Source organism: Siminovitchia fordii DSM 16014 = CIP 108821 (assembly GCF_000374565.1).
Classification (GTDB): Bacteria; Bacillota; Bacilli; order Bacillales; family Bacillaceae_C; genus Siminovitchia; species Siminovitchia fordii.
Map to the genome: position 1 here is coordinate 1 of NZ_KB894687.1, position 25,769 is coordinate 25,769.

Genomic DNA, 25,769 nt, shown 5'->3' on the forward strand with positions numbered 1-25,769 from the left:
TATTCTTTTTTGTCTGATCGGTTTCTCCGGATTGAAATCTTCCATGTCGGAATACTTTTTCACCGTCCGCCGATCTACCCCCATCTGCCGTGCTACTTCTGCATAGCTGCGACCTTTTGTATTCGTTTCGTATCTGATATAATTAACTTCAGCCATTGCTAACATCTCCTATACTACCTCCTGTAAAGATATGCCCAAACAGGAGTGTATGTATTTTTTCGGATGTTGGCAAGTGGCCTTTTTTATGTACATAAATTAGCTGCCGTTTCCTACATTTCTAGTGTGCCATAAACATTTCAATATAGGATACTCTCATTGAAGAAGTTAACCGTCTTTGTGGGAACACCTATTGAAGATGCTATGCAAGAAGTTCAACGTACCTTTTTTGATAGTTTCGAGGAAATGGTCGAACACAAAGGCGATACTATCTGTTACCCCGATTGGGACGAAAAATGGATGGTATATGAAGAAATCTATGGTGTTGACTTTTCCGCTCTATTTTCCAAATGCCCAAAAATATCTACTACATTGTTTATCGTGACCCTTAAAAGTCAGAAATTGTTGGCAGTCGCAGAGATTAATTATATACTTACCATATATTTTAGGTAATAAATATTTTAATAGGCTGTGATAATATGTCTGAAAACGATCAAATGAACAAAGTAAAAATAATTATGAGTGAGATGCTTGAACTACAACAAAAATCCAAGAGATTTGTAAATTTACTTTCTGAAGGAGAATCACTCTCACAAAACCAGCTTATTCTTCTTCTACAGTTAGAAATCAATGGTGGAATGAAAGCAACTGATATTGCTGATTTTTTCAATGTGACCCCTGGAGCCGTTACATCAATGTGCGATAAACTGGAGAAACTCAATTTAGTACAACGGGTAAGAAAAAGTGAGGATCGAAGAGTTGTAAAAATGGTTCTAACAAATATCGGTAGGGATAAGGTTCATGAAATATTTTTGAAATTCCCACAAGAAAAGTTGACCAATATAGCAAAGGTACTAATGGATATCAATAAGTTAATGAATAAAATTTTTTAAGGATTTCACGATGTTGAAATCCTTTTTTTATTGGATGAGTAGGTGTATGCCTTGCTTCAGTTTCTTCTTAGTACCTTCCTTGCCTTACACTTTTTTAGTAGTAGCCCGTATTAAATGGGGTATATAACGCGGTCTTTTATTCTTGCCACAATAAATCTGATATGGTTTAATTGATATACATTTTAATAAGTGAAATATATATCAATTAAACTATGGTGGTGTTAAAAAATGAAAGATGAACAAAATCAGAAGTTACGTAGCATAACCTTTACATGTGGCACTATTAAAAAAATTTCAACAACATATGAACTATTAAAAATTCGTGGCTCTGTTGCTTTCCATCAGGATATACATACTAATAAAATTTCAACTCATGGACATAGCTCTTTTCAACATGATGTTGTAGCAGATGTTTTAAAAAACTCAGGATCATGTGTTTTAAAGAACAATTGCGATATTAAAGAAATTGTAAATACAGGTAATATAAAAATTAAAAAAGGGCAAACAACAAAGATTAACAGTTCTGGAAAGTTAACAGTAGAAGAAATTATTCAATCGGAAAATGTTGATTTAATAGGCATTGTTCAAGCGAAGGAAATTAAAACAAAAAAATTTCAGTTAAAATTATCAGGTGAAAGTGTTATTGAACGGCTTATAGCTGATGAAGCCTATGTAGAGAAGGAAAAGGTAACGTTCTCTTTATTAAGGAAAAAACTATTCTGCAAGTATATAAAAGGAGGTAGCCTGCAAATTTCCTATACAGATGCGGAAATTGTTGAAGGGGACACGGTGGTAATCGGTAAGAATTGCAATATCCAAAACTTTATTATAGAGAAAGTTATACAATCTCCCCAAACGCTAAAGTCCAACATATCATAAGGAGTGAAAAACAATGAACCTTAAAAAAATCATTTACTCCTTTTTTTACTCACTAACAATTCCTGTCCTTTCCATCCTTTATGCAGGATTAATAGTTAGTACGATTATTTGCATGCTTGCTGGGATACTGCGAACATTCGGTTTTGAGCAAATAAAAATGAGCATTTGGTCCGGAATTGATCTGCCGGTTGCTTTAAGTATTCCTTTTGCAATCATTGTTTCATTGTTTTTAATAATTGGTTCACTTTATGTAAAACGCTTAATTAATTTCTGTATTTCGAACCTTAAATCCTATATCTAACAGTTTTGTTTTCTCTTGTTTTCTTTACGCACTACTCTCGCAGATTTCTATTCCTACTCTTGAAAAAAGGTGAGAAACAAATTATGTATCAGAAATTGTCCAAAATGGGGTTCAGTAAGAAAATTTATTTTAACTCGAACGTTGGAATGCGCATCTGTGTGGGAGGATTTCGAAGAGGTTATTTTGTTGTCTCCCTAAATAAACATTTCCAATCTCCAGGTTCTTTTTTCTAATACCCCCTTGTTCTTCCTGGTTTATCTTATTATTTTGGAAGATTTTATATTAGATGTGAGAACATGTGGAAACCAGGACAATATGTTTATACCTGTGTCTCAACTTACCTGATTTTCTTTGCACTTTTTATTTGTTAATATTAAAATGTATAATGATTAAAATTTACAGTTATTTGATAAAACGTGCTTAAGCACGATATAGGTGAAATTAAAGCAGGGAAATCCTTGCTTTTTATTTTTGGGGACAGGGGCTTGCCCAGGTGTCCAATTATGAGAGGTTTTGAATATGAAAGATAATTTTTGGCATGATTTACCAAGGCCATTTTTTATACTGGCACCAATGGAAGATGTGACAGATGTTGTTTTCCGCCATGTAGTAAGTGAAGCAGCCAGACCTGATGTGTTTTTTACAGAGTTTACAAACACGGAGAGTTATTGTCACCCACAAGGGATTCAAAGTGTTCGTGGGCGTTTGACTTTTACAGAGGATGAACAACCAATTGTAGCCCATATATGGGGGGATAAGCCTGAATACTTTCGGCAAATGAGTATTGGTATGGCGAAACTAGGCTTTCGGGGTTTAGATATCAATATGGGCTGTCCTGTACCTAATGTGGCACAGAATGGGAAGGGAAGCGGCCTTATCCGTCGTCCAGAAGTTGCGGCAGATTTAATACAAGCAGCAAAAGCAGGAGGATTACCCGTAAGTGTAAAGACAAGGCTTGGCTACACGGATGTAAACGAATGGCAGGATTGGCTGACACACATATTGAAACAAGACATTGTCAATCTATCCATTCATCTGCGTACAAGGAAGGAAATGAGCAAAGTAGATGCTCATTGGGAGCTAATACCGGAGATTAAGAAACTTCGTGACAAGGTGTCACCAGATACACTTTTGACGATCAATGGGGATATTCCTGACCGTCAAACTGGCTTGAAGCTCGTTGATCAATATGGTGTTGATGGGGTTATGATTGGGCGTGGCATTTTCAATAATCCATTTGCCTTTGAAAAAGAACCGAAAGATCATAGCAGTAAGGAATTGCTTGATCTTTTAAGATTGCATCTTGATCTCCATGATAAATACTCAAATTTAGAGCTGCGTTCGTTCAAGGCTCTTCATCGATTTTTTAAGATATATATCAAAGGATTTCGAGGGGCGAGTCAATTAAGAAATCAATTAATGGGTACAGAGTCAACGGATGAAGTGCGTGCGATGCTCGATAGTTTTGAGTCAAAGCATCTTGATGGAATTTGGAAATAGTAGAATGATGTGCCCCCCTGTATGAAATGGGGGGGCCTTGGTTCATTTCTTATGGTCCCAAACTATTCATTCGGCTGGTTTCCTTGGTTGCTTTATTTAAGAGAATCAGGCGTTCCTCAGCTAACTGCCCACAATACTCTTTATACCTTTTAAGAATTGGGAGCGACTGCTTATACTGCAATCGCACCCGGTTCTTACATACAACCGTCATTAAGTTGAAAAGGATCCCCCTCAGGAATTAATCATCTATTATAGCTTTTCCTTGTTCACGTAACTTTTTTAAAGATGTAAGCATATGTTTTATTTCTTCATCGGAATGTCTTTCCCATGAACCTAATTCAGCTATTATTTTTAAAGGAGATTTAGACCTATAAGAACGTGTTGGGTTTCCAGGAAATCTTTTGTCAGTTAAGTTTGGATCATTTTCAAAATCACCTAATGGTTCTACAATATAAATTCTTTCCTTTGATTTAGATGTTGCTAATTCAGCACCCCATTTAGCAGCATCTAGTGTCGCAGTAAAATATATATAGTTGGATTTTTTATCTTGGTAATTTGATAAGTGTTGTGGTTCTAATAAATCTCCAATATTTAGCTCTGCTTTAGTTCCATGAAAAAAAGGGCCATTATCTAAGATATCTTTTTTGTCATTCATACTGACTATTACACTCCTTATATTTTTAGATTTGTGTATAACATTATAGTATAGGGATTATAGAAAGGTAGTCTAAAAATAATTTTTAAATAATAGTATAATGTAAGTAGAGAGAATGATATCGAACGCAATGACCAATTCTTTACGTTTTAATTACATCAGTTTTATGGTTGAAGGGATTGGTGCATTTGTAGGATCTTTCATTGTTCTAATTGCTACTGTATTATCAATGATAGGATTAGGAAAAAAGTTTACTTCTTGATTTCAAGCTTATAAAGAATTCGTAAGAGTTAAGAACGATTCCCATAAAGCAAACGGCTTATGGGAATTATCATATGACGTATGGCCGGTTTGATGGATAATCTATATATTCCAGCATATGAAACGGAAGTAGTAGAAAGTACTTTTTACGTTCAAAAGAGAACTTTGGAAAGTATGAGAAATCATTTTTTTTGCCATTTTCAGAATAGATGGAAATTACGTAGGGTTTGCGAAGGTTCATCGCATTTAACCCATAGGACTGGACATTCGCATGCGTTTAAATCATCAATGAGTTTAATATCTCTGTTTCGATTTTATCAAAACGTTTGGGATACTCCAGTCCTGAGATATGTGGTCAAGCGGTAAATGAACTCATTGCTGAAGAAATGGCAGGCAATATTAAAAATGCAGACCACAGAAAAAACAGGAGTTTCGTTTAATGGCAATCAAGCCATAAAAAACAAGTTCCGCCAGAATCCCCCCCAAATTAAAGGGCGAAAAACGTTGATATAACAGTGTTTTAAGTCAACGCTCTCTGAGTGGGAGTAGTAGAAGGAGAGCCGAAACCCTTTGTTCATTAGGGTTTCGGCTCTTTTATCTATTTTTATTGCATTGTTATTGAAATTATTTACGTAGGTAATGAGCAGTGAATTGATTCTTGGAATAAGTATCTTATTTTACGTAGAGTAGTGCTTATTTGGTTATTTATGAATATAATAATTGAATTTTCACTTAGGCTAAGTATACTGGGGATTATTAATCATATATAAATAAGATCCATATCGTCAAAAAATCAATGACAATTAACCGTCGAGGAATGAGAATTTTTTGTATCTAGTTAACATCTGTTCAGCATACGGAAAAGAGGGGATGTAATTAGTTGAAGAAATTTTGGGTTTTCCTAGCTTTTTTATTTACTTCTGTTGTTATCACTGCGTGCACTCACAATTTCGCGGAAGAGTTTCTATATGATTATCCTATTAAAGATTTCAAAAAAGCAAAAGGTATTGTTTCAGATATTCGAACGGAAAAAGGATTATATACACCACCCGTTTATCTTGCAAAAGTAGAGTTGAAAACAAATCATTCTTCGGATGATATTTATCCTCAGGAATTACGAATCTCGAAAAGACAATTAATGGATGCAATAGATGGTAAGTCAATCAATGGCTTTACATCTGACGGAACGGATTTCCACACATTCCATGATGTTTTTTACAATAGCTCGATGTATATTTTATTTATTTCCATCGGTATCCTCTTGCTTTGCATAACACTGCTTTTATGGCTATCACAATATAAACTATTCGGCCCTCTCTTTCGTCTATTGGGTAAATTGCCTATATTCCGAGTGGATGATTTATTCCAAAAAATAATCTTGCTTAGCTTAATTATACCTTTCTCCGTCTATGCTATTTTTGTACTGATCAATTTAGGTCAAAAATTAATTCCATTTAATAAAGATCTATTGAATGCTGAGGTTATATCTTCTCATCTCGATTATAACTCTATGCATGATTCTTATCATATGTTAAAGATAGGCTATGAAACTCCTAAAGATGGTTACTCTACAGTAGATAAAGAAGTCTCTGCTCGGACTTATCGTAAGTATCAACCTGGGGATACAATTAAAATTGCTGTCTCTAAAAATAACCCTTATAACGTTTTTATTGCAAACTTATCATTTCTCGAGATAGTCAGTTCCTTTCTAAAATTACGGGTTCTATTACTCTGTGCCTTTTTACCAATATATATATGGTTTTATCGGCTTGCTTATCGATAATACCATTTAGCAAGCGATACAAGGGGAGGTGAATTACTATCGCCATTTATATCGACAATAATCTTCCATTTACCATTCAGTGGTGTAACCGTCAAGTAGAAATGAACAATTTTAAAAAAATAACACTCGGGTTTATCAAATAGGGTTCAACACTTTGTTTATCGAATAAAGCTATCCTGTATTTCGTTCTGATACTGTGTCCTGTTCTTCATTGAAGGTCAAGATTTCGCTTCGGTGAAGAAGGTAGCGGTTGTAAATCAGAAAGAACTTCGAACATCCTACCTATAAAATCAAATATAATCATTATTAGTGATGGTAATGAAGAAAGGGTTGTTTGGTGGCTACTACGTGGATTTTTATTACCGATATAACTTATAGCAGCTATGACTCTTGGGCTGTTGTTATATCCTATTATAATTATGACGGAGAATGGCAACATAGTACACATTATCACGAGCCATACTCTAGAAGTTGGAAACGCAATTTAGGTGTTTAATTCAGAGGTTGATGTTTTTTTGCTCCATTGTTTGAAAATGATGAACCCTCTTTCCTTAAAACGAACACCTATTTTGATTTACTACTAATAAATAGCAATAGAATTAGTTGTAAGTAAAAATAAATTTCTCGTTATAACATAATGATCTTATGATGTTTCTTCCGTATCTATGGATAGGCCCCTTTTTCGATTACCTAAAACTAACGATTGAAAATCCGATTAGAAATGCTATAATAACAATATTCTACAATAAAAATAGGACTCACTCATATAATCGCAGGAATAGGGCTTGCAAGTTTCTACCGGTTTGCCGTAAACAAACTGACTATGGGTGGCAAGTGGATTGGAAAAATAAGGTTTGTAGAAATCTTGTTTTTTCTATTTCTTTAAGAATTAAACTCGGAGACTTTGCTACCCTGCACGTAAAGAGGGGCGTCGTCTGCGAGTTTTTTATATTTTAAATCAGTTAGTGGAAGGGGACAACATTGTGAAGGCATTACAGGATAAAATTGTTACAGAAGGAAAAGTCTTGTCAGATACTGTGTTAAAAGTAGATTCGTTCTTAAATCATCAAATAGATCCAAATTTAATGAAGGAAATTGGCGAGGAATTTGCCGTCCGCTTTCAGGAGGCCGGTGTCACAAAAATTATCACAATCGAGTCGTCCGGGATTGCCCCAGCAACGATGGCAGGACTTTTCATGAACGTCCCCGTTGTATTTGCGCGGAAAAGGAAATCATTAACGTTATCTGAAAATCTTTATACTGCCCAAGTCCACTCTTTTACAAAAAAAGAAACAAATGAAATTTCCATTTCCGGTGATTTTATTCAGCAAGATGATGTTGTGTTGATTATTGATGACTTTTTGGCAAATGGACAAGCGGTTTTGGGTTTACTGGATATGATTGAGCAAGCAGGAGCAAGACTTGCGGGAGTTGGGATTGTCATTGAAAAAGGTTTTCAATCAGGTGGTCAATTGATCCGTGATCGCGGAATTCGGGTTGAATCACTTGCAAATGTTGCCTCCTTGCAAAATGGCAAAGTCGAATTTGTAGAGGAGATTTCCACCTTATGAAAAATGCACTGAAGTCCACCACATTAGGAATTCAGCATCTATTGGCGATGTACGCAGGTGCTATTCTCGTGCCGTTAATTATTGGAAAATCGTTGGGGTTCGATCATAAACAATTAACGTATCTAGTGTCGATAGATATTTTGATGTGTGGAGTTGCCACTCTATTACAAATCATAAGTAACCGATTTGTCGGTATAGGCCTCCCTGTTGTGCTTGGCTGTACATTTACTGCGGTAGGTCCGATTATGAAAATTGGTGAGGAATTTGGTATATCCGCTATTTATGGTTCCATCATTGCATCTGGCTTGATCATCATGTTGATTAGTGGGTTTTTTGGCAAATTGATCAAATTTTTTCCGCCCGTTGTAACAGGTTCCGTTGTGACCATTATTGGGATTACGCTAATTCCAGTAGCGATCAATAATATGGGCGGTGGTCCAGATGCCGCAGACTTTGGGTCATTGTCGAATATTCTGTTAGCTTTTGGGACCTTACTAACGATTATTTTAATCTTCCGTTTTTCCACAGGCTTTATTCGGTCTATCTCAATATTACTTGGTCTTGGTGTGGGAACAATTGCTGCCAGTATCATGGGTAAAGTTGATTTTATGCCGGTACAGGATGCGGCCGTTGCACAAATCGTAAAGCCCTTTTATTTTGGATATCCGACATTTGAATGGTCAGCTATCCTAACGATGACAATAGTTGGAATGGTTTCTTTGATAGAGTCTACAGGTGTTTATTTCGCCTTAAGTGATATTTGTGATAAGAAGCTGAAGGAAGATGACTTGGCAAAAGGCTATCGTGCAGAAGGGCTAGCCTCCGTCATTGGAGGTCTCTTCAATGCCTTCCCATATACCACATTTTCGCAAAATGTCGGTCTGATTCAAATGTCAGGTGTTCGGTCTCGAAAAGTAATTTTGATAACGGGTTCCATGTTAATCGCCCTTGGGTTCTTGCCTAAAATTGCCGCCTTTACAACCATTATTCCAACATCTGTCTTAGGGGGAGCGATGATTGCAATGTTTGGGATGGTCGTTTCTCAAGGGATTAAAATGCTAAGTAATATTATTTCCGATTCTCAAGAAAACTCAATGATTATCGCTTGTTCTGTCGGCCTCGGTCTCGGTGTTACAGTTGCCCCTAACTTATTTTCAGCACTACCACCAGGACTGCAAATATTGACAAGTAACGGGATTGTTGCGGGCAGTGTAACAGCAATTGCCCTTAATATTATTTTTAATATGCTGCCAAGTCGAAAACGGCAGGAAACTGTTGTTGTATCAAAGCGAAGTGCTTAAAAGGTAATTGATTAAATTTGATGAATTAGTCAAAAGAAATCTCATTATTAATTCGGTTCATTTTGAAAGTAAACAAGACATGAAAAGTTTCATGGTAGAGGGAATTGAAATTAAATTGTACATCAAATCATAAGGTGGCCCAGCTTAATTGATAAAAAAAAGCCGATTCTCATTCATGTTTATGGGAGAAAAATCGGCTTTTTCTTTAGAAAATAATCGGAAAAATACCTACATTCTGGAGATATCGGCATGTCCCGGGAACGTAAATGAGATTTTTCTGTCTTAAGCCCCCATTTAGAGTGTATTGCCGAGTTAAGGTCATAGTTGTCTACTTAAAGTAAACACCTTTCAATTCAACCCCTATTTCGTGATAATACACATTTCCGAAGCCAGGTTTTTTTGTGCGAATCCCTTGCTGCTTCAGTCTTTTATCTTATTTTTATGGAGATTTTCCTATCAACAAAAAGAAAAAGATTCCACATTTTAAGAATCATTTTCTTTTTTCTTTAGCAGCTCAATCAATTTGTATAAGAAATATGCTCCACGAAGCTGTTGTTCGATTTGATGGTCCATATATGCCAAGGAATCCATTGTAATTTTTCTTGCTTCAGAAATACTGTGCTGGTTGATTTTTTCCAAGACCTCTTTGACCGAATCAAGGAAATAGAGAGAGGGTTGGACGGTTCGAATAATTAATAAACGGCGAATATCTTCACGGTCATATACACGATAACCACTCTCCGGATGTCTACCAGGTTTAATTAACCCTTCCTTTTCCCAATGCCTAAGTGTTGAAGCAGGAACCTCTATTTCCTTTTCCACTTCGCCAATCGTATACCACTTTTTATTTCTTCTATCCAAAAAACTTTGCATATTTTCAGGTTTTAAAATGTCCAATGCTTTTGTTGCTTGTTCTTTTCTATGAAATAAACTGGCTTGGACTCTATTTACTTCCCATAAGGCTTGGGTAAATTTATGCTCTTGAACCATTGGCATTATTTTTCGAACTGTTGCCATCCCAAAACCATGATACATCGCTCGTATACATTGGAAATATGCCTCGTGTTCTTCCGTATAAACTCGATAGCCATTTGATTTTCGTTTTGCTGGCGGAACGATACCCCATTCTTCATAATGACGTAATGCACTTGTGCCTACATCTAATTTTCTAGAAATATCTATTGGTCTTAGTTCCATGTGAACCTCCAGGAATCGTATTTGTGCTAAAGATTAAATTAAAACATTAAAGCTCCATGACGGGATCGTTTATTTAAAACTCAGCCATAATAGTAACATAATGCATAAAACCTTGCACTTGCATAAATGTTGTATGCTTGATTTAGAAGTCGAAAAGGAGGCGTTAAATTTGAACGATGCCATTCATGTAAAAGGTGCTAGAGAAAACAACCTAAAAAATCTGACGGTAACTATACCCAAGAATAAATTGGTTGTGTTGACAGGTCCATCAGGTTCGGGAAAGTCCACACTCGCAATGGATACACTATTTAAGGAATGTCAAAGACAGTATTTAGAATCTATGGGGTTACAAGGGATAAATAAGCCAAAGGTTGATTCAATGAGTGGACTTTCACCGGCCATTAGTATCAACCAACAAAATACAAATAGAAATCCACGTTCAACTGTAGGAACGGTAACAGATATGTACACAAGTTTACGGATGATTTTTGAAAAACTTGGTCAGAGACATTGTCCCGTTTGTCATTATGAAATTGCTCCACCATTCAATTCTGAGGATATTGAAAAAGAAGAAGGTAGTTTTAAAGAATACATTTTCTGCCCCAACTGTCATGATCGTATGGAAAAATTAACACGGACCCACTTTTCTTATAACAAGACAGAAGGAGCTTGTCCTACTTGTAAAGGGCTTGGAGAGACTGTAGACATACATCAGGAATCTGTCTTTCACCAACAACTTTCTATTGAAAAAGGAGCAGTTGATTTATGGAAAGGCCGTTATGCTGAATGGCAGATAGCTATTGTAAAAGCTGCAATGTCTTATTATGGTGTACCACTTGAAGAAGAACTTCCTTTGCAAGAATACAGTCCAGAACAAAAAGCAATTCTATATTACGGTGTTGAGAGCGAAGAAGTGAAGGAGTACTTTCCTGATAGGAAGCCTCCCAAAACTGTTGAAAAAGGTAAATTTGAAGGTGTTTTAACTGGAATGTGGAGAAGGTTTACAGAAAAATCCGGTTCTTCCAACGAGGCAGAAGAGTATTTTTATTCACAAATTTGTCCTGATTGCCAAGGGGAGAGATTAAATGAAATAAGTAGAAGTGTAACAGTAGAGAATATGACAATTCCAATGTTAGTCAGCCATTCTCTGGAAGAAATGTTCAACTGGACGCTGCATCTTGAGAAAACATTAGATAAAGAAAGTTATATTCTCGTTGAAGACTTTATACAAGATATGAAAACGAAACTTAACAGAATTATAAAAATTGGGCTAGGATATTTGACATTGGATCGTCAAGTAATCACTCTGTCAGGAGGAGAAGCCCAAAGGTTAAAATTGTCCGCCCTTCTGGATTCAGCATTGACAGGTGTCCTTTATATCATGGATGAACCGACTGTCGGACTGCACCCTAAGGATACCTTGGGTCTAGTTAGTGTATTAAAAAGGCTAAGAGATTTAGGAAATACTGTTTTACTTATTGAGCATGATGTAGATGTGATGAAAGAAGCAGATTACATTATTGATATTGGACCAGGAGCGGGTAAACAAGGTGGAACAGTAGTTGGTCAAGGTACCCTGCAAGAGTTGATCAATATAGATAGATCTGTGACAGGAAAATATTTACGTGAAGAAGGAGTTTTAAAGAAAACATATCGGGATGGAACTGGTGAAGGTATAACTGTACATCGTGCAGAAGTACATAATTTAAAGGATGTAACGGTAACTTTCCCAATTGGTTGTCTCACAGCTGTGACAGGTGTGTCTGGTTCAGGGAAATCGTCACTCGTTTTTGATGTTTTAGCAAAAGGCGATGACAAAATACATGAAGGCTTTGATAAGGTAACAGGACTTGACCATTTTGACCAGATGATCATAGTTGGTCAATCCCCACTTAGCAGGATGAAACGATCTAATATAGCAACATATATTGATGTGTTTACACATATTCGAAGTATTTTTGCTAAGGATGAATCTGCGAAAGAAAAAGGGTTCACAGCAAAGCACTTTTCCTTTAATACAGTAGGTGGGCGTTGTGAAAACTGCCAAGGGCTGGGATATGTAACTACAAATATGCTTTTCTTTCCAGAGATGGAGGTGGTTTGTCCCGCTTGTCATGGCAAGCGATTTCAGCAAAAAGTACTATCCGTAAAATATAACGGGCTTTCCATTAATGATATACTTGAAAGTTCTATTTTAGAATGTTTAAGTATTTTTAAAGAAGAGAAAAAAGTGAGAGGAGTTCTCGAATTACTTGTTGAGATAGGTTTGGGTTATTTAAAAATGGGGCAATCATTAACGACCCTATCAGGTGGCGAAGGGCAACGGCTAAAACTAGCAAAAGAACTAATAAAGCAAGGAAATAAAAGGTCATTATATTTATTGGACGAACCAACAACTGGATTACACCCAAATGATGTCACTCAATTATTAAAACTCTTGGACCGTCTTGTAGATGCAGGTAATACGGTTATTTTGGTTGAGCATAATAGCCAAATAATTAAAGGAGCTGACTGGATTGTTGATTTGGGGCCAGAAGGAGGAGATAAAGGTGGTCAAATTATTGCTGAAGGAACACCGGATAAAATTGTCAAAAATCCAAAATCCTATACAGGTAAGTATTTGTAAGATTTAAAAAATGTAAGAGATGGAAAGGATTTGGATAGCCTAGCCTGTTTTGCAAAATGAATAATGGTCATATAATTTCATTAGGGGAGAGTGAGAATTAGTTGATTGGAACTCTAAATGTTCCAATTAAATTCACCTCCTCATATAGGTCATCTAATGTCTTGAAAAACAATTCTAAAAATTATACTATATAGATAGATTACTATAGATCGGAGGTGGGAAGAGATGTTGAATCTAGCTGTTTTAGTGCACGGCTTTTGGACTGAATTTTTGTTATTTAACCGTGCAAAATTTGCCGCTTTAGTTGTTAACGGGATACGTATGCCCTTTTTTAACAATTTAATAGCGGATTTAAAACAGTGAAAACATCTCTAAACCCATCATTATATAAACTTGGTTTAAGGGGAGCTTTTCATGCTCTTCTTTTTTGTGCCATTCAATTTTTATTGAAGTCATGGGAAAGTATGTTTCCTATGGCTTTTTTTGTTTAAGGAGGCTGTGATCATGATTGCATGCAGGGTTCGACAAGTTACGAAGATGTATGGAGGTAACACTATATTTAAAAATATATCGTTTGAAATTAAAGATGGAGATCGAGTTGGTTTAGTTGGCCGAAATGGAAGTGGAAAGACTACGCTATTAAAATTATTAGCTGGAGAAGAACCATCCGATTCCGGTCAAGTTCATTGGAAAAAAGGGTCTCAAATTGGATACGTGAAACAAATTACAGACTTCCATAATCAATCAACTACTAAAGAAATCTTAAAAAGTGCTTTTTTAGAATTATTACGTATAGAAGAAAAGATGAAAAATCTGGAAACACAAATGAGTGAAGGAATAAATGACCAAAATATGCAAAAACATATGAATGAATATGGGCGTTTACAAGATCTTTTTTTATCAGAAGGCGGATATGAAATAGAAGCAACTATCAAGAAGGTTGTTAATGGTTTGAATATGAAAGGATTGTTAAATAAACCATTCTCTAATCTTAGCGGTGGGGAAAAATCTAAAGTAGGTCTTGCTTATATGCTCCTTAAAAATCCAGACTTTTTATTATTGGATGAACCAACGAATCATTTGGATTTAGCGTCAATGGGATGGTTAGGAAACTTTCTACAAAATTATCATGGTACAGTCGTCATGGTATCTCATGATCGTTACTTTCTAGATGAAATGGTGAACAAAATTTTAGACTTAGACGAAGGAGAGATTCAGTGTTTTGAAACAAATTACTCGGATTATGTGAAAGTAAAAGAAGAACAACTTCTTAGAGAGTTTCACGCTTATAAAGAGCAGCAAAAGAAAATAAAGAAAATGAAAGAAGCGATTAAACAGTTAAGGGACTGGGCAAACAGGGCGAATCCACCTAGTGAAGGTCTTTATAAATGAGCAAGGAATATGGAAAGAGCGCTTGAAAGAATGGAAAAGTTGAATCGTCCCACACTTCATAGAAAGAAAATGAAACTAGAAATGGAGTCATCTAATCGAAGTGGTAAAGATGTTGTTGTTCTGAAAGATGTGTCCAAAGGTTTTGGGGACCTACAGCTTTTCGAGCGAGTGAATATGCATATTACCTATCAACAAAGAGTTGCAATCGTTGGTGAAAATGGAACTGGAAAATCAACATTAATCAAACTGATTCTTCAGCAATTGAACCCCGATGAGGGGGAAATTAGAATGGGTAGCAATGTCAAAGTCGGCTATTTATCTCAGCATGTTTTTTCTGATATGAAGGATAAGACTATTATTGACGCATTCCGAGATGAGGTGAAATTGACAGAGGGGCAAGCAAGGCACATTCTATCGAGATTTTTATTTTATGGATATACAGTATTTAAAAAGGTATCACAACTGAGTGGCGGGGAAAAAATGCGACTTCGACTAGCTCAACTTATGTATCAAGATACTAATTTACTTATTTTAGATGAGCCCACAAATCATCTGGACATTGAATCGCTGGAAGTATTGGAAGATGCACTTGAAAATTATAATGGTACAATCCTGGCTGTTTCCCATGATCGGTACTTTCTTAATAAGTTGTTTGAAAAAATTTATTGGATTAAATCTAAAAACGTATACTGTTTTGAAGGAAACTTCAATTGGGCTAAAGAGAGAATGGTTATTGACTGACATATCGCTAATACTAACCCCGTCCTTGATTCTCAGAATAAAGGGCGGGAATATGATTGAAGACAAACATGTCAATAAAAAATAGTGACCGAAAGAATGCAGGTTAGTGTTAATATTACAGGTAAGAAAAAATGGTTCATATTGACGTGCAATGGAATTGATTAAAGACTTTTCAGGATAGAAAAGAGCATATGTTTAGGATTAGGGTTAAAACTTGAGTTTTCTGGGCTGTTTGGCTTTTGAATACTGTATATGATTTGCGATTCAAAGTTATCCGAAGGAAATGTTCGCTTTCCTAAAATAAAGCAAATAGAGGGGGAATATGATATATGGCATTGATTCAATTAAAAATAAGTAAAAATGAGAAAATGCCAAAGTATATTTCACTCATAAGAAAATTTGATTCAACCATTCCTATGAGTGAAATTAAAAGAAATATAGAAAATAACATGTATGTTGTAAGTTTCGATTTGCACTCCTATGATGTTTTAGACGATATACGGGGAATTGATCGGAAAATGATATTCAGACAGCTTATATCGGATTTGATGCAAGAAGGCGCAGACGTTCATATCTATGATAATGGAAATTTATGGACATTGGAGCATTTGGACAATTGGTTAGCCACCATTCGAGAAATAGAAAAAGAAGTAGAATGGGAGATAGATATGGCGGCAAAGGAAGAATAAATTTCCAATTTAATCTAATAAAAAATATTAGTTAGGTAGTAGCTGTACAATTTGGTGCTTTTTTTCTATTTTTTCAAAGGGTGTACATGAAAATAGACAGTTAACCTAGAAATAGAACGGGAATGAATTTGTTGAAACTTGATTCATTCCACCTATTAATGTTGGAAGCGAATCGTCTTAAGTACATTGCCTTTACAGACTAATCTATTTGAGCGCGGGAATTAGAGATAACACTTATGGAAGAGGAAATCAACGTACTTTCAATTTACTGGTTCTAATCAATCGAAGACTTGTTTTTTAGGAAACGCCTAAAAAACGATCTCGGTCACCGTGCCTACTTAATTTCCCCTAATTATTTATGGTAATATGGAATCAGTTCAATACGGATACATCTTTTGGAGGAAATTATGAAAAAAGTCGCCGTAATACAGGATTTGTCATCTTTTGGTAAATGTTCATTAACAGCTGCCATTCCAGTTCTTTCGGTCATGGGCGTGCAGGCCTGTCCTTTACCAACAGCCATTTTGTCTGCACAAACTGATTATCCAAGTTTTTTCTATGAAGATTTAACATCTAAAATGCACTATTTCGAAGAAGAGTGGAGCAAGCTTAATGTAACATTTGACGGAATCTATACCGGTTTCGTTACCGGGAGAGAGCAAATAGATAATATTTTTCGCTTTTTAGAAACATTTTATAAAAAAGACACGCTTTTACTTGTTGATCCCATAATGGGAGATAGGGGCGAAGCCTATAAGCTTTTTACAGATGAGATGCTGGTACGAATGAAAGAGCTTGTAAAGTGTGCGGATGTAATTACCCCAAATGTTACGGAGTGCTGTCTGTTAACAGGGTTATCCTATGAAAAACTGCATAAATATACAAATGAAAAGGACTTTCTGAAAGCACTAGAAGAAGTCGGTACTATTATGCAACAAGAAACAGGTGCTCAGGTAATTATTACTGGTGTGAATCCACCTTCAGCAGATATAGACAACCAGTTAATTGGAAATATGTATTTGACTGGAGATGGAACCTTTTATAGAGCTATGCCTTATAATGGTAAAAGTTATTCCGGTACTGGTGACTTATTTGCATCTGTGATCATGGGAAGCATGATGCGTGGAGAGGATCTTAAAAAGTCGATCCAACTTGCGGAAGAGTTTTTGTCAGCAGCAATCAAAGATACTTATTTGGAGGAAACTCCAGAAGTGGAAGGAATTAACTTCGAAAAATATTTAAGAATGTTATTATAGAATGTAAATGATAAAAGGTTGAATTTTAGTAACCGAGCATTTGTTGAGTCCTAACAGCATCCATCTGAGACCCTTTAATCGTGAAATACGCTTTTACGGTTAAGGGGTCTTTTGGTTTTGGCACATTGTCTTACTCCCGGTGTTCTATTCTTTTCCTCATTGACCAGAATAAAGGTGAAAGGACCATATTAAATTGAACTTTATATATGAGTTTCGAATGTATTTCTGTTTATAATTAAAGTTATCAAATGAGTCAATTCTTGCAAACAATTTTCTAAAATGGGGGTGGGACATGAAATGGTTGAAGAAATAAAGATTTTAGTAGTTGAAGATGATAACGATATCAACAAATTATTATGTAACATAATAAAAAAGAGTGGGTATATTTCTCAGCCTGCCTATTCCGGTACAGAAGCAATGCTCTATTTGGAAAAGAAGGATTGGGATATGGTGCTGCTAGATCTTATGCTTCCGGGGATGTCCGGGGATGAACTTCTTACAAAGATTGCTGAACAAAGTAACATTCCGCTCATTATAATTTCAGCAAAGTTGGATCAACAAACTAAAATAGGAATGTTAAGAAGCGGTGCAGATGATTATATTACAAAGCCGTTTGATATTGAAGAAGTTTCTGCTAGGATTGACTCTCATTTGAGAAGATACAAACGGATTAATAAACTGCCAAATGCAAAAAGGCTTGTACATAGGAGCATTGAAGTTGATCAAGATGCTAAAACAATATTTGTACAAGGGAACGAACTAAATTTCACTGCACGTGAATATGAGATATTCGTTCTTTTCATGTCATCACCGAAGAAGGTTTTTACTAAGAAAAATTTGTTTGAAAGTGTATGGAAAGAGGAGTATTACGGAGATGATAATACAATTAATGTACATATTAGCAATATAAGAAGCAAGTTGGCATCTGTTACACCGGATGAGGAATATATCGAGACCGTTTGGGGAATGGGATACCGACTTAAAACTTAAGGTTTTCTTAAGAATCGCCTTAAGTCTTTATTAATATTTCCTTTCTATACTTAACGTATCACATAAGGGAGGGAAATAAAATGAGCGAATATATATTTAAAACAAGTCATTTATCAAAAAAATTTAAAAACCAAGTTGCTTTAAATAAAGTGAACCTTTCCATTAAAAAGGGATCCATTTATGGTTTTATCGGGCAAAATGGTGCCGGAAAATCTACATTGATTCGAATCGTCTCGGGTCTTGCCAGGCCAACCAACGGGTCGATAGAAATATTTGGGCATAGTGATGCTAAGGGACTTAATGAGGCCAGGAAACGGTTAGGTACAATGATTGAAGGACCCGCATTATACCCACATATGACGGCCGTTGAAAATGTAGAAGCGCATCGGCTTTTAAAAGGAATTCCTGGGAAAGAATGCATAGAAAGAACGCTTGCAATTGTAGGTCTTCAGGATACAGGAAAAAAGAAGGCAAGGAACTTTTCTTTAGGTATGAAACAAAGACTCGGAATAGCCATCGCACTACTTGGAGATCCTGAATTTTTAATCCTTGATGAGCCTATCAATGGCCTGGATCCGATGGGAGTCGTAGAAATACGAGAGTTATTGAAAAAGCTAAATCAGGAATATGGGATTACGATTTTAATTTCTAGCCATATCCTAAGTGAACTTCATTTGCTTGCCACCCATTATGGTATTATTCATAAAGGTCATTTATTGGAACAATTGACAGTAGATGAACTTCATCAAAAATGCCAACATTATTTGCACATCAAAGTAGATAATCCGGAAAAGGCTGCCACGGTTATTGAAACCACCCTTCAAACGAATGATTTTGAAGTCATGCCGGATGGTATAATCAAATTATTTGATTATGTTGACACCCCTGGAAGAGTTTCCTCAATCCTTGTAGATAAGGGACTGACGATTGAGCAATTTATGCCAATGGGGCAGGACCTGGAATCTTATTTTATGGAACGTATTGGGGGTGCTCAGCATGGACAATCTCATTAAAGCAGAATGGTATAAGTTAAAAAAGGACAGGTCACTTTGGACTTTACTAATCATCTTAGTGGCTGTTAGTCTCTCTTATCCGCTTTTAATTGTATTTGACGAGGGAGCAGATATTATTAAAGTAAGAGATTTTTATCAAGATATCATCCTTCAAGGAAACAACTACGTGCTAAGGCTGGTTCCCTGCATATTAGCCGGGTTCTTTATCTCCAGTGAATATTCCATCGGAACGATGAAAAGTATTGCTTCTTCTGGAAATAGCAGATTTCGTATTTATTTTGCAAAGCTACTTGTCTATTCCATCGGGGCAATTCTTATTTCATTAGTATTTCCAATTGTTTTTACTGGATCTGCTTCTGTATTCCTTAGCTTCAATGGAATGCCGGATATCGGATACTTCCTCGGAACCCTTGGATTGACGATGCTCTATGCAGCAGCATTTGCATCATTGATGGCCTTATTTTCCACAATCTTTACGGATAGTGGAAAGGCGATAGGGTTCATGCTGATCTTTTTTATACTTTTTGATAGTATTTTGTATTTGTTGAGTGGTGTAAATCCTATATTTGAATTTGTATATGACTACTCTATATTTAAACAATTTCTAGGTATTGTAAATGCTGGAACAATGAATAATGCTGAAATGGTTAAATTGATCGTAGTTCCAGTTGTAACTTTTGTTGTTTTAGGAATTTTGGGGAGTATCTTATTTCAGAAAAAAGAAATAAAGTAAAGAAATGGGCGGGTGAGAAAATGAAGTATGTAACAATCGTTTCAGTTATCATAGCAATTTTTTTTCTCATCCGTTTTATTTTATTAAAAAAGGAAATGCGAAGCGTCACAAAACAGTTAAAGGCTAGACATCAACACAAAACAGATAAGAAAATCAATCTTGCTTTTTTTGATAAGGATTTGGAAAAATTAGCAAAAGAGATTAATAATCAGATAGATGAAACGAAACAAGCCAATGCGCAAAAAAGACGGACAGAAAATGAATTAAAGCAGGCTATTTCAAATATTTCTCATGATATTCGGACCCCTATGACTTCCATATTGGGGTATATTCAATTTCTAGAAGTAGATGAGGTAACTCCCGAGAGGAGAGAAGAGTATATTTCAGTTGTGAAAAATGGTGCATTAAGATTAAAAGTTTTACTCGAAGACTTTTTTGAGTTATCTGTTATCGAATCTGAAGACTACTCGTTAAAGTTAGAGGCAATTCAATTGAATGATTTGGTTCTGGAGGTATTGGTAGGCTTTTATGAAGAATTCAAAAATAGGCATATTGAGCCGACTATCAACATTCCGGAAGTTGCCATTTGGATTAAGGGCAATTCTTCAGCCGTGAAGCGGGTCATTGAAAATTTGATTACAAACGCGATAAAACACACAACTGGTAATGTAACAATCACTCTGGAAAGGGGCTTTTCATTTGTTGCGCTATCGGTTAGTAACTCGGCTTCACATTTAAAGAAGGAAGATCTTATACATTTGTTTGATCGCTTTTATAAGGCGGATCAAGCAAGAAAAGGAAAAGGAACTGGCCTAGGATTATCTATTGCCAAAAGTTTAATGGAAAAAATGAACGGAAGTCTCTCCGCAGAATTGAAAGAGGAACAATTGTTAATGAAATGTGAGTGGAAAATTTTAACTCAACATTCCTAGAAGAATGAACGAAATCTCCTCAAAACGTTCATGAGACAGGCTGCTCCAATAACAGGAGTCAGTCTTTTTTCTTTATTTTAAATATATTCAATCACTTACCTAACTAAGAGTTCTGATGTTTGTCCATTAGGCTTAATGTTTTATAACATCTTGTGGAAAATGTGCTGACAAATACTTGTAAAGAACATCAATGTCCAAAGTTATTGACATACCTATTCAGGTTGTTAGAATAATAATGTCCAATACTTTTGACGCGGGTGATATTATTGAAGAATAAAATTAAAGTACTTCGCAAGAAACTGGGGATAACACAGGAGCAACTTGCTCGGGAGTGTGGGGTAGTTAGACAAACGATAAATTGTATCGAGAATGATAAATATGACCCTACGCTGGAACTGGCGTTTAAATTATCAAAAATATTAAAAGTAAAGGTAGATGAGTTGTTTATTTATGAGTAAATTTCATTCGGATTATTTCATGACAATGAAGGATATTGTCAAGGAAGGGAACCCAATTTTAAATCAAGCGACAGAAGAGGTAACGGTACCGCCATCTGAAGAAGACAAAGAAACATTAATTTGCATGATGAACTTCTTAAAAAACAGTCAAGATGCCAAACTGGCAAACAAATATAAATTACGTCCTGGAGTAGGCTTATCAGCAAACCAGGTTGGTTTGAATAAGCGTATGTTTGTAGCTTATTTAACGGATGAGAAAGATAAAGAACATGAATACACGTTTATTAATCCAAAAATAATCAGTCATTCTGTATCCATGATTTATTTACCCCAGGGCGAAGGCTGCCTTTCCGTCGATCGTGATATCAAAGGATATGTCTCAAGGTATGAGCGTGTAAAAGTAAAAGGATTTAACTTAGCGGGAGAAGAGGTCATTATAAAACTGAGCGGATATCCTTCAATTGTTGTTCAACATGAAATAGATCATTTGAATGGAATTATGTTCTATGATCGTATCAATAAAGAAAATCCATTTAAACTGCCAGAAAACAGTAAAAGTCTATATTGAAGTTCATAGAAAACCATTGGACAACTAAAAAAACCTTCGAATATTGAGCATTTGGGATTGATTAGTGCATCTACGAACTTTTTAGAAGGAAAGGTGGAGGAAAGAGGAAACCTAGATCACTATATTGGAACAGCATCCACGAGATCGTACCCTGATTATTTGGAATCTCTTGAAGTCCCTGCCTCCACATGAGAAGTATTCGAGGCTGTAGGATCATTTCCTGATACATTACAATATTTGTGGGAACGAATTTATTCGGAATGGTTTTCTTCTGTGAACTATGAACAAGCTGAGGGACCAGGAATATTATGGAATGAACACAAGGATTTAGTTTTACCTACTTTTAAAAGCGAAATATGATTACCAAAAAAAAGTAAGTCTGATATAAAGGTAGAGAGAGTTTTTCATAAAATGCTTAAGGTTCTAGCTGTGGAACGTAAAGAGGGATTCTCCTTATTATTCCACAGCTAATTTCTTTTGTTCCGAACAAAAGCTTTGGAGTTATGTTTAGTGCATTTTTAGATCAAATCGCCGGTCAGCTCTCTTCGCTGATCTCTGTAGAAATTTGCCAAGTCACACCAAACTTATCCGTCACTTGTCCATAGGATGGACTCCAGAATGATTCTTGAAGCGGCATGACCTCTTGGCCACCTTTAAACTTTTTTGAACGCCTCACTGACCTTTTGGAAAAGTTCCCCATTTTTCGACAAGTTGCCATCTGCTTTGTTTTTATAAACTGTATTCTAGCATGAAGAATCAACGACATTTCTTATCGGTTGCTATTTTTCTCCTGAATTTGTGAATTCTAAAAAAACTTGATTGAGAAATTTGTGCATTAACAGTGGGAGAGAAATTAAAATTGGTGGATCTCCCAAACGTGGATGACGGAGTGTAAGATCCAGATGAAACATATAAGAATCAGACGAAACCAAAACAGGGGATTCCGCTCTTGCACGCAGGGTAGTATACGGGAGTAAAATATCGGTCGCTTGCATTTCCCAAGAAATAGCAGTAGCCATTAAATAATAAGTACCGGGCTTAACATCTTTAAAACAAAAGTTGCCCAATGATGACAGTAATGTTCCATATAGTGGTAGGCCCTCAGGTATCGGTTTATGAAATAAACCGATAAGAATGATACCTTGAAAAGGAGCGTCTGCCTTAACGGTACCTTCGACTTTGTTAAAATGATAATCTACCGAATGGGAGTCTGCCCAATTATTTAGTTTCTTCAAAGAATGGAAATGTTCATCTGCAACAATTGTTGATCTTCGGAATTGAGATGGTGATATACCTACACGCTGCGTAAATCGAGTAGTGAAGGTCCCCAAACTTTGTTGGCCAATCTCCATCCCGATATCTCGAACACTTAGATTCGTATGAAGCAACATGTCCTTTGCCTTTTCCAATCGGATAGAAGAGATATAGTAATGTGGGGAAAGACCTACTCTTTCTTTAAAAAGGCGTGAGAAATGGTAAGGACTATAAGCGACGTAGTTAGAAAGCCTGGAAAGTGTGAGCGGTTCATGAATATTTTGGTGAATATATTTGATTACCTCATCTATGGCATCATATTGACCATCCATATTTCTATACCTCCCATCCATGTAGCAACGACCATTGTCTCTACATAGATAACAATATTCTTTTTATATCGATTCTCGTAAATTTTTTGTGAATTCAAAATAGATATGTATGAAGCCCCTTTATCGATCACTTTAAAAAGTTTGTTTGAAGGAAAAAGGTTTAAGTAAAGTTAATTTTACATTGAAAGCAGAAAAAATTAAAGGCGAGGTGGACTATTCGGGAAGAAAAGAACCCTCTCTAAAGTGTAAAATCTCAACTAACTGAGAGTTGGTACGAAATTGACCAGGGGGTCTATGATGAAGCTTAACTGAATTTGACTTGCTAGTTGACTCGTACTTAGTACCGGTGCCCGCTAATTTATTTATTCGATTAAGCTGCTCAAAAGGGTGTAGAAAGAAATTGTATATTTAAGTACTGTATGATCTTATTTAACAGCTATTGTTAATCAATACGCCTAAAAAAAGAGAATTAAAAGGAGAATGCAAGTTGCAAAAGAAAAATCTTATAACGTATATAGGCCACATTACTTGTACTGTCAGTTAAATGGAAAGAATACACATTAATCTAGAAAGATGTAGCATCTAAACAATCAATTACCTACACCTGAAAAGTTGAGGGGTTAACAAAAAATGATGATATCCCTCCTTTCATGTTTTCTGCTTTCCCATTCATTTGGTGAATGGATTTACTTTTTTTGATATTGATAAGGAGTAAAAGCCATTGAATAAAAAGGAAGCATGAATAAGGTAAACAATTTAATAGTCATAAAGGAGAACCACATCTTGATAACGTCATTTGGAAAACTTTGTAGAAAACTAAGAATTGATAATGGAGACCTTTTAAAGGATATGGCTAATAAAATAGGAGTTGCGTCTTCTTATTTATCAGCTGTTGAAAATGGAAAAAGAAATATTCCTGAAGAATGGATTGAAAAGATTGCTGCTTCCTACTTATTAGGTCCTTCGGAGCTGGCTGAATTAAGGCAAGCTGCTCTAGAATCACAAAAAACACTGAAGGTCGATTTTGAGGGGATCGGTATTGAAGATAAACTTGTTTTCATGGATTTGATAAGAGAATTTAAAAACTTGGACGAGAGGGATAAAGCAAAAATCAAAGAAATCCTCCTGAAAAATAAAAAAGAAGGTAAGGATTATGTGCATAAATAAAACCTCCCATAGGCTTTAAGTCGACATAATGGAGCATCAATTAAATTGATGTGGCCAAAAATACATATTAACTAACAACAGGCCCGGTGCTTACCGGGCTTTTTTTATATAAATTAAATCTCTGTCATCAGGAGGAAGATGACCTAAATTATTTCCTCTTTATGGGTCCTAGGCTATTATTCACTTTATTATCAAATAATAATTGCCCCAACTTACCCATATCTTGCAGCTCTCCATCGACGACGATGGCCGGAATCAATTGAATATCATAACTTTTAGCTTTCTCTTCTTCTTTCTCAGTAACGAAGTGCTTATTTAAATTGTAAACATTTACTTCACATCTTTTACAGACAACACTTTTTACTCGATTCACAAGGTCATCACATAAATAAGTATCAGCTGTGAAAATTTCCACCTTTTTAGCTATTACTCATTCCTCCTATCTGATAGTTTTTTTAACAATGGACATGACTCTTTGGGATCTGGCAGTTCTGAAGCTGTATTTTTCATAGCATTCTCTAATAGCGATTTGAGATTTTTTAACTGGGCTACTTTTTCATCAATTTCAATTATTTTTTCCTTGGAAATTTGATACAATTCCTTTGTTGGAAAGTAATCTTCTACTCTATAAATGGATAAAATTTTTTTAATTTCTTCAAGTGTAAACCCCAGCTCTTGTGCATGTTTTACCATTTTGATCTCCGTAACGGCATTGTGAGAAAACATCCGATATCCAGATTCAGTTCGAGGAGGTTTTGCTATTAAACCTCTTTTTTCATAATATCTAACTGTTGCAATGTTAACATTGGATTGCTTTGCTAATTCACCAATAGTTAATCGTGTCATCTTCTGCCCTCCCATTGTGTATATTATGAACCCTGTACCTTGGTTAAGGGTCAATAGTTTTTTTGATTTTTGAAATGTCTTATTGAAAGGGAACAATGAGCATTTTCAAACAATCATGAAAAAACCTTAATTAAGCTGATCTTATCACTGAAAATTTGACATGTTTAGTCCATAACGGTTCTTAAAAATATTTAATTCTTGTTAAAATGGGAAATAGCGTTTTGAATAGGCAAATTAATTTATATATTCAATTGAAATTTAGGGTCTTTCAGATG

Annotated in this window: 25 protein-coding genes, 2 pseudogenes and 1 riboswitch; of the genes and pseudogenes, 21 read left to right on the forward strand and 6 right to left on the reverse strand. The window is 35.6% G+C overall.

Annotated elements, in window-relative coordinates:
* Nucleotides 1-315: 315 nt before the first annotated feature.
* The 5 genes from C509_RS26710 to C509_RS0105795 all read left to right on the forward strand — a co-directional run bounded on the left by C509_RS26710 (nucleotide 316) and on the right by C509_RS0105795 (nucleotide 3,729).
* On the forward strand, nucleotides 316-609 hold the full coding sequence (locus tag C509_RS26710; RefSeq protein ID WP_026319709.1) for a hypothetical protein: 294 nt from the start codon (nucleotides 316-318) through the stop codon (nucleotides 607-609).
* Between the two features lie 26 nt (nucleotides 610-635).
* The gene (locus C509_RS0105780; protein WP_018705971.1) at nucleotides 636-1,049 is read left to right on the forward strand and encodes a MarR family winged helix-turn-helix transcriptional regulator; all 414 of its coding nucleotides are present in this window, start codon (nucleotides 636-638) and stop codon (nucleotides 1,047-1,049) included.
* Between the two features lie 228 nt (nucleotides 1,050-1,277).
* The gene (locus C509_RS24660; protein ID WP_245542438.1) at nucleotides 1,278-1,928 is read left to right on the forward strand and encodes a hypothetical protein; all 651 of its coding nucleotides are present in this window, start codon (nucleotides 1,278-1,280) and stop codon (nucleotides 1,926-1,928) included.
* Between the two features lie 13 nt (nucleotides 1,929-1,941).
* Nucleotides 1,942-2,229: a hypothetical protein gene (locus C509_RS0105790; protein ID WP_018705972.1), complete on the forward strand. Its 288-nt coding sequence runs from the start codon at nucleotides 1,942-1,944 to the stop codon at nucleotides 2,227-2,229.
* A 519-nt stretch (nucleotides 2,230-2,748) separates the two neighbouring features.
* A complete protein-coding gene (locus tag C509_RS0105795) occupies nucleotides 2,749-3,729 on the forward strand; it encodes a tRNA dihydrouridine synthase (protein ID WP_018705973.1) in 981 nt (326 codons plus the stop codon).
* A 238-nt stretch (nucleotides 3,730-3,967) separates the two neighbouring features.
* Here the strand turns inward: C509_RS0105795 and arr are convergent, their stop codons facing one another.
* The gene (gene arr / locus C509_RS0105800; protein ID WP_018705974.1) at nucleotides 3,968-4,384 is read right to left on the reverse strand and encodes an NAD(+)--rifampin ADP-ribosyltransferase; all 417 of its coding nucleotides are present in this window, start codon (nucleotides 4,382-4,384) and stop codon (nucleotides 3,968-3,970) included.
* A gap of 1,141 nt (nucleotides 4,385-5,525) precedes the next feature.
* On the opposite strand from arr, the gene C509_RS0105810 reads away from it, so the two are divergent.
* The 3 genes from C509_RS0105810 (at nucleotide 5,526) to C509_RS0105820 (ending at nucleotide 9,300) form a co-directional block, all read left to right on the forward strand.
* The gene (locus C509_RS0105810; RefSeq protein ID WP_018705976.1) at nucleotides 5,526-6,428 is read left to right on the forward strand and encodes a DUF3592 domain-containing protein; all 903 of its coding nucleotides are present in this window, start codon (nucleotides 5,526-5,528) and stop codon (nucleotides 6,426-6,428) included.
* 742 nt (nucleotides 6,429-7,170) lie between these two features.
* Nucleotides 7,171-7,272, forward strand: a riboswitch (purine riboswitch).
* 139 nt (nucleotides 7,273-7,411) lie between these two features.
* Nucleotides 7,412-7,999 carry a xanthine phosphoribosyltransferase gene (locus C509_RS0105815; RefSeq protein WP_018705977.1) on the forward strand — a complete coding sequence of 196 codons (588 nt, stop codon included), beginning with the start codon at nucleotides 7,412-7,414 and terminating at the stop codon, nucleotides 7,997-7,999.
* On the forward strand, nucleotides 7,996-9,300 hold the full coding sequence (locus tag C509_RS0105820; protein WP_018705978.1) for a nucleobase:cation symporter-2 family protein: 1,305 nt from the start codon (nucleotides 7,996-7,998) through the stop codon (nucleotides 9,298-9,300). The genes C509_RS0105815 and C509_RS0105820 overlap by 4 nt, the downstream gene beginning before the upstream one ends.
* Before the next feature lie 483 nt (nucleotides 9,301-9,783).
* Here the strand turns inward: C509_RS0105820 and C509_RS0105830 are convergent, their stop codons facing one another.
* A complete protein-coding gene (locus C509_RS0105830; RefSeq protein WP_018705980.1) occupies nucleotides 9,784-10,497 on the reverse strand; it encodes a MerR family transcriptional regulator in 714 nt (237 codons plus the stop codon).
* A 169-nt stretch (nucleotides 10,498-10,666) separates the two neighbouring features.
* Between C509_RS0105830 and uvrA the strand changes: the two genes are divergently transcribed.
* The 12 genes and pseudogenes from uvrA to C509_RS26925 all read left to right on the forward strand — a co-directional run.
* The gene (gene uvrA / locus C509_RS0105835) at nucleotides 10,667-13,123 is read left to right on the forward strand and encodes an excinuclease ABC subunit UvrA (RefSeq protein WP_018705981.1); all 2,457 of its coding nucleotides are present in this window, start codon (nucleotides 10,667-10,669) and stop codon (nucleotides 13,121-13,123) included.
* A 225-nt stretch (nucleotides 13,124-13,348) separates the two neighbouring features.
* Nucleotides 13,349-13,486 carry an RAxF-45 family protein gene (locus C509_RS27175; protein WP_018705982.1) on the forward strand — a complete coding sequence of 46 codons (138 nt, stop codon included), beginning with the start codon at nucleotides 13,349-13,351 and terminating at the stop codon, nucleotides 13,484-13,486.
* Nucleotides 13,487-13,627: 141 nt separating this feature from the next.
* A pseudogene (abc-f, locus tag C509_RS27180) lies at nucleotides 13,628-15,241 on the forward strand (ribosomal protection-like ABC-F family protein); the annotation flags it as partial.
* Between the two features lie 344 nt (nucleotides 15,242-15,585).
* A complete protein-coding gene (locus tag C509_RS0105850) occupies nucleotides 15,586-15,945 on the forward strand; it encodes a hypothetical protein (protein ID WP_018705985.1) in 360 nt (119 codons plus the stop codon).
* 407 nt (nucleotides 15,946-16,352) lie between these two features.
* Nucleotides 16,353-17,201, forward strand: a complete 849-nt coding sequence (locus C509_RS0105855) for a pyridoxamine kinase (protein WP_018705986.1) — start codon at nucleotides 16,353-16,355, stop codon at nucleotides 17,199-17,201.
* 297 nt (nucleotides 17,202-17,498) lie between these two features.
* Entirely contained in the window at nucleotides 17,499-18,191 is a 693-nt protein-coding gene (locus tag C509_RS0105860) for a response regulator transcription factor (RefSeq protein WP_018705987.1), read from the forward strand.
* 80 nt (nucleotides 18,192-18,271) lie between these two features.
* Nucleotides 18,272-19,204, forward strand: coding sequence for an ABC transporter ATP-binding protein (locus C509_RS0105865; RefSeq protein WP_018705988.1), 933 nt, complete (start codon nucleotides 18,272-18,274; stop codon nucleotides 19,202-19,204).
* Nucleotides 19,188-19,937, forward strand: a complete 750-nt coding sequence (locus C509_RS0105870) for an ABC transporter permease (protein ID WP_018705989.1) — start codon at nucleotides 19,188-19,190, stop codon at nucleotides 19,935-19,937. The genes C509_RS0105865 and C509_RS0105870 overlap by 17 nt, the downstream gene beginning before the upstream one ends.
* A 20-nt stretch (nucleotides 19,938-19,957) precedes the next feature.
* Nucleotides 19,958-20,869 carry a sensor histidine kinase gene (locus C509_RS0105875; RefSeq protein WP_018705990.1) on the forward strand — a complete coding sequence of 304 codons (912 nt, stop codon included), beginning with the start codon at nucleotides 19,958-19,960 and terminating at the stop codon, nucleotides 20,867-20,869.
* A gap of 266 nt (nucleotides 20,870-21,135) precedes the next feature.
* Nucleotides 21,136-21,327: a helix-turn-helix transcriptional regulator gene (locus tag C509_RS0105880; protein ID WP_018705991.1), complete on the forward strand. Its 192-nt coding sequence runs from the start codon at nucleotides 21,136-21,138 to the stop codon at nucleotides 21,325-21,327.
* The gene (gene def, locus C509_RS0105885) at nucleotides 21,320-21,895 is read left to right on the forward strand and encodes a peptide deformylase (protein ID WP_018705992.1); all 576 of its coding nucleotides are present in this window, start codon (nucleotides 21,320-21,322) and stop codon (nucleotides 21,893-21,895) included. The genes C509_RS0105880 and def overlap by 8 nt, the downstream gene beginning before the upstream one ends.
* Nucleotides 21,896-21,904: 9 nt before the next feature.
* A pseudogene (locus C509_RS26925) lies at nucleotides 21,905-22,255 on the forward strand (GyrI-like domain-containing protein); the annotation flags it as partial.
* Nucleotides 22,256-22,674: 419 nt separating this feature from the next.
* On the opposite strand, the gene C509_RS0105895 reads toward C509_RS26925, so the two are convergent.
* Nucleotides 22,675-23,481, reverse strand: a complete 807-nt coding sequence (locus C509_RS0105895) for a helix-turn-helix domain-containing protein (protein ID WP_018705994.1) — start codon at nucleotides 23,479-23,481, stop codon at nucleotides 22,675-22,677.
* On the reverse strand, nucleotides 23,457-23,579 hold the full coding sequence (locus tag C509_RS27185) for a hypothetical protein (RefSeq protein WP_281168056.1): 123 nt from the start codon (nucleotides 23,577-23,579) through the stop codon (nucleotides 23,457-23,459). Before C509_RS27185 ends, C509_RS0105895 begins: the two co-directional genes overlap by 25 nt.
* Nucleotides 23,580-24,219: 640 nt before the next feature.
* Here C509_RS27185 and C509_RS0105900 point away from each other — a divergent pair.
* Nucleotides 24,220-24,648: a helix-turn-helix domain-containing protein gene (locus C509_RS0105900; protein ID WP_245542439.1), complete on the forward strand. Its 429-nt coding sequence runs from the start codon at nucleotides 24,220-24,222 to the stop codon at nucleotides 24,646-24,648.
* Nucleotides 24,649-24,796: 148 nt separating this feature from the next.
* On the opposite strand, the gene C509_RS23445 is transcribed toward C509_RS0105900, so the two are convergent.
* On the reverse strand, nucleotides 24,797-25,063 hold the full coding sequence (locus C509_RS23445) for a hypothetical protein (RefSeq protein ID WP_018705996.1): 267 nt from the start codon (nucleotides 25,061-25,063) through the stop codon (nucleotides 24,797-24,799).
* A gap of 11 nt (nucleotides 25,064-25,074) precedes the next feature.
* Entirely contained in the window at nucleotides 25,075-25,494 is a 420-nt protein-coding gene (locus C509_RS0105910; RefSeq protein ID WP_018705997.1) for a MerR family transcriptional regulator, read from the reverse strand.
* Nucleotides 25,495-25,769: the final 275 nt, after the last annotated feature.

Coding starts and splice junctions, on each gene's coding strand:
- C509_RS0105780 (WP_018705971.1), top strand. CDS start 636: ATGTCTGAAAACGATCAAATGAACAAAGTAAAAATAATTATGAGTGAG.
- C509_RS24660 (WP_245542438.1), top strand. CDS start 1,278: ATGAAAGATGAACAAAATCAGAAGTTACGTAGCATAACCTTTACATGT.
- C509_RS0105790 (WP_018705972.1), top strand. CDS start 1,942: ATGAACCTTAAAAAAATCATTTACTCCTTTTTTTACTCACTAACAATT.
- C509_RS0105795 (WP_018705973.1), top strand. CDS start 2,749: ATGAAAGATAATTTTTGGCATGATTTACCAAGGCCATTTTTTATACTG.
- arr (WP_018705974.1), bottom strand. CDS start 4,384: ATGAATGACAAAAAAGATATCTTAGATAATGGCCCTTTTTTTCATGGA.
- C509_RS0105820 (WP_018705978.1), top strand. CDS start 7,996: ATGAAAAATGCACTGAAGTCCACCACATTAGGAATTCAGCATCTATTG.
- C509_RS0105830 (WP_018705980.1), bottom strand. CDS start 10,497: ATGGAACTAAGACCAATAGATATTTCTAGAAAATTAGATGTAGGCACA.
- C509_RS27175 (WP_018705982.1), top strand. CDS start 13,349: ATGTTGAATCTAGCTGTTTTAGTGCACGGCTTTTGGACTGAATTTTTG.
- C509_RS0105850 (WP_018705985.1), top strand. CDS start 15,586: ATGGCATTGATTCAATTAAAAATAAGTAAAAATGAGAAAATGCCAAAG.
- C509_RS0105855 (WP_018705986.1), top strand. CDS start 16,353: ATGAAAAAAGTCGCCGTAATACAGGATTTGTCATCTTTTGGTAAATGT.
- C509_RS0105860 (WP_018705987.1), top strand. CDS start 17,499: ATGGTTGAAGAAATAAAGATTTTAGTAGTTGAAGATGATAACGATATC.
- C509_RS0105865 (WP_018705988.1), top strand. CDS start 18,272: ATGAGCGAATATATATTTAAAACAAGTCATTTATCAAAAAAATTTAAA.
- C509_RS0105870 (WP_018705989.1), top strand. CDS start 19,188: ATGGACAATCTCATTAAAGCAGAATGGTATAAGTTAAAAAAGGACAGG.
- C509_RS0105875 (WP_018705990.1), top strand. CDS start 19,958: ATGAAGTATGTAACAATCGTTTCAGTTATCATAGCAATTTTTTTTCTC.
- def (WP_018705992.1), top strand. CDS start 21,320: ATGAGTAAATTTCATTCGGATTATTTCATGACAATGAAGGATATTGTC.
- C509_RS0105895 (WP_018705994.1), bottom strand. CDS start 23,481: ATGGATGGTCAATATGATGCCATAGATGAGGTAATCAAATATATTCAC.
- C509_RS0105900 (WP_245542439.1), top strand. CDS start 24,220: ATGAATAAGGTAAACAATTTAATAGTCATAAAGGAGAACCACATCTTG.
- C509_RS0105910 (WP_018705997.1), bottom strand. CDS start 25,494: ATGACACGATTAACTATTGGTGAATTAGCAAAGCAATCCAATGTTAAC.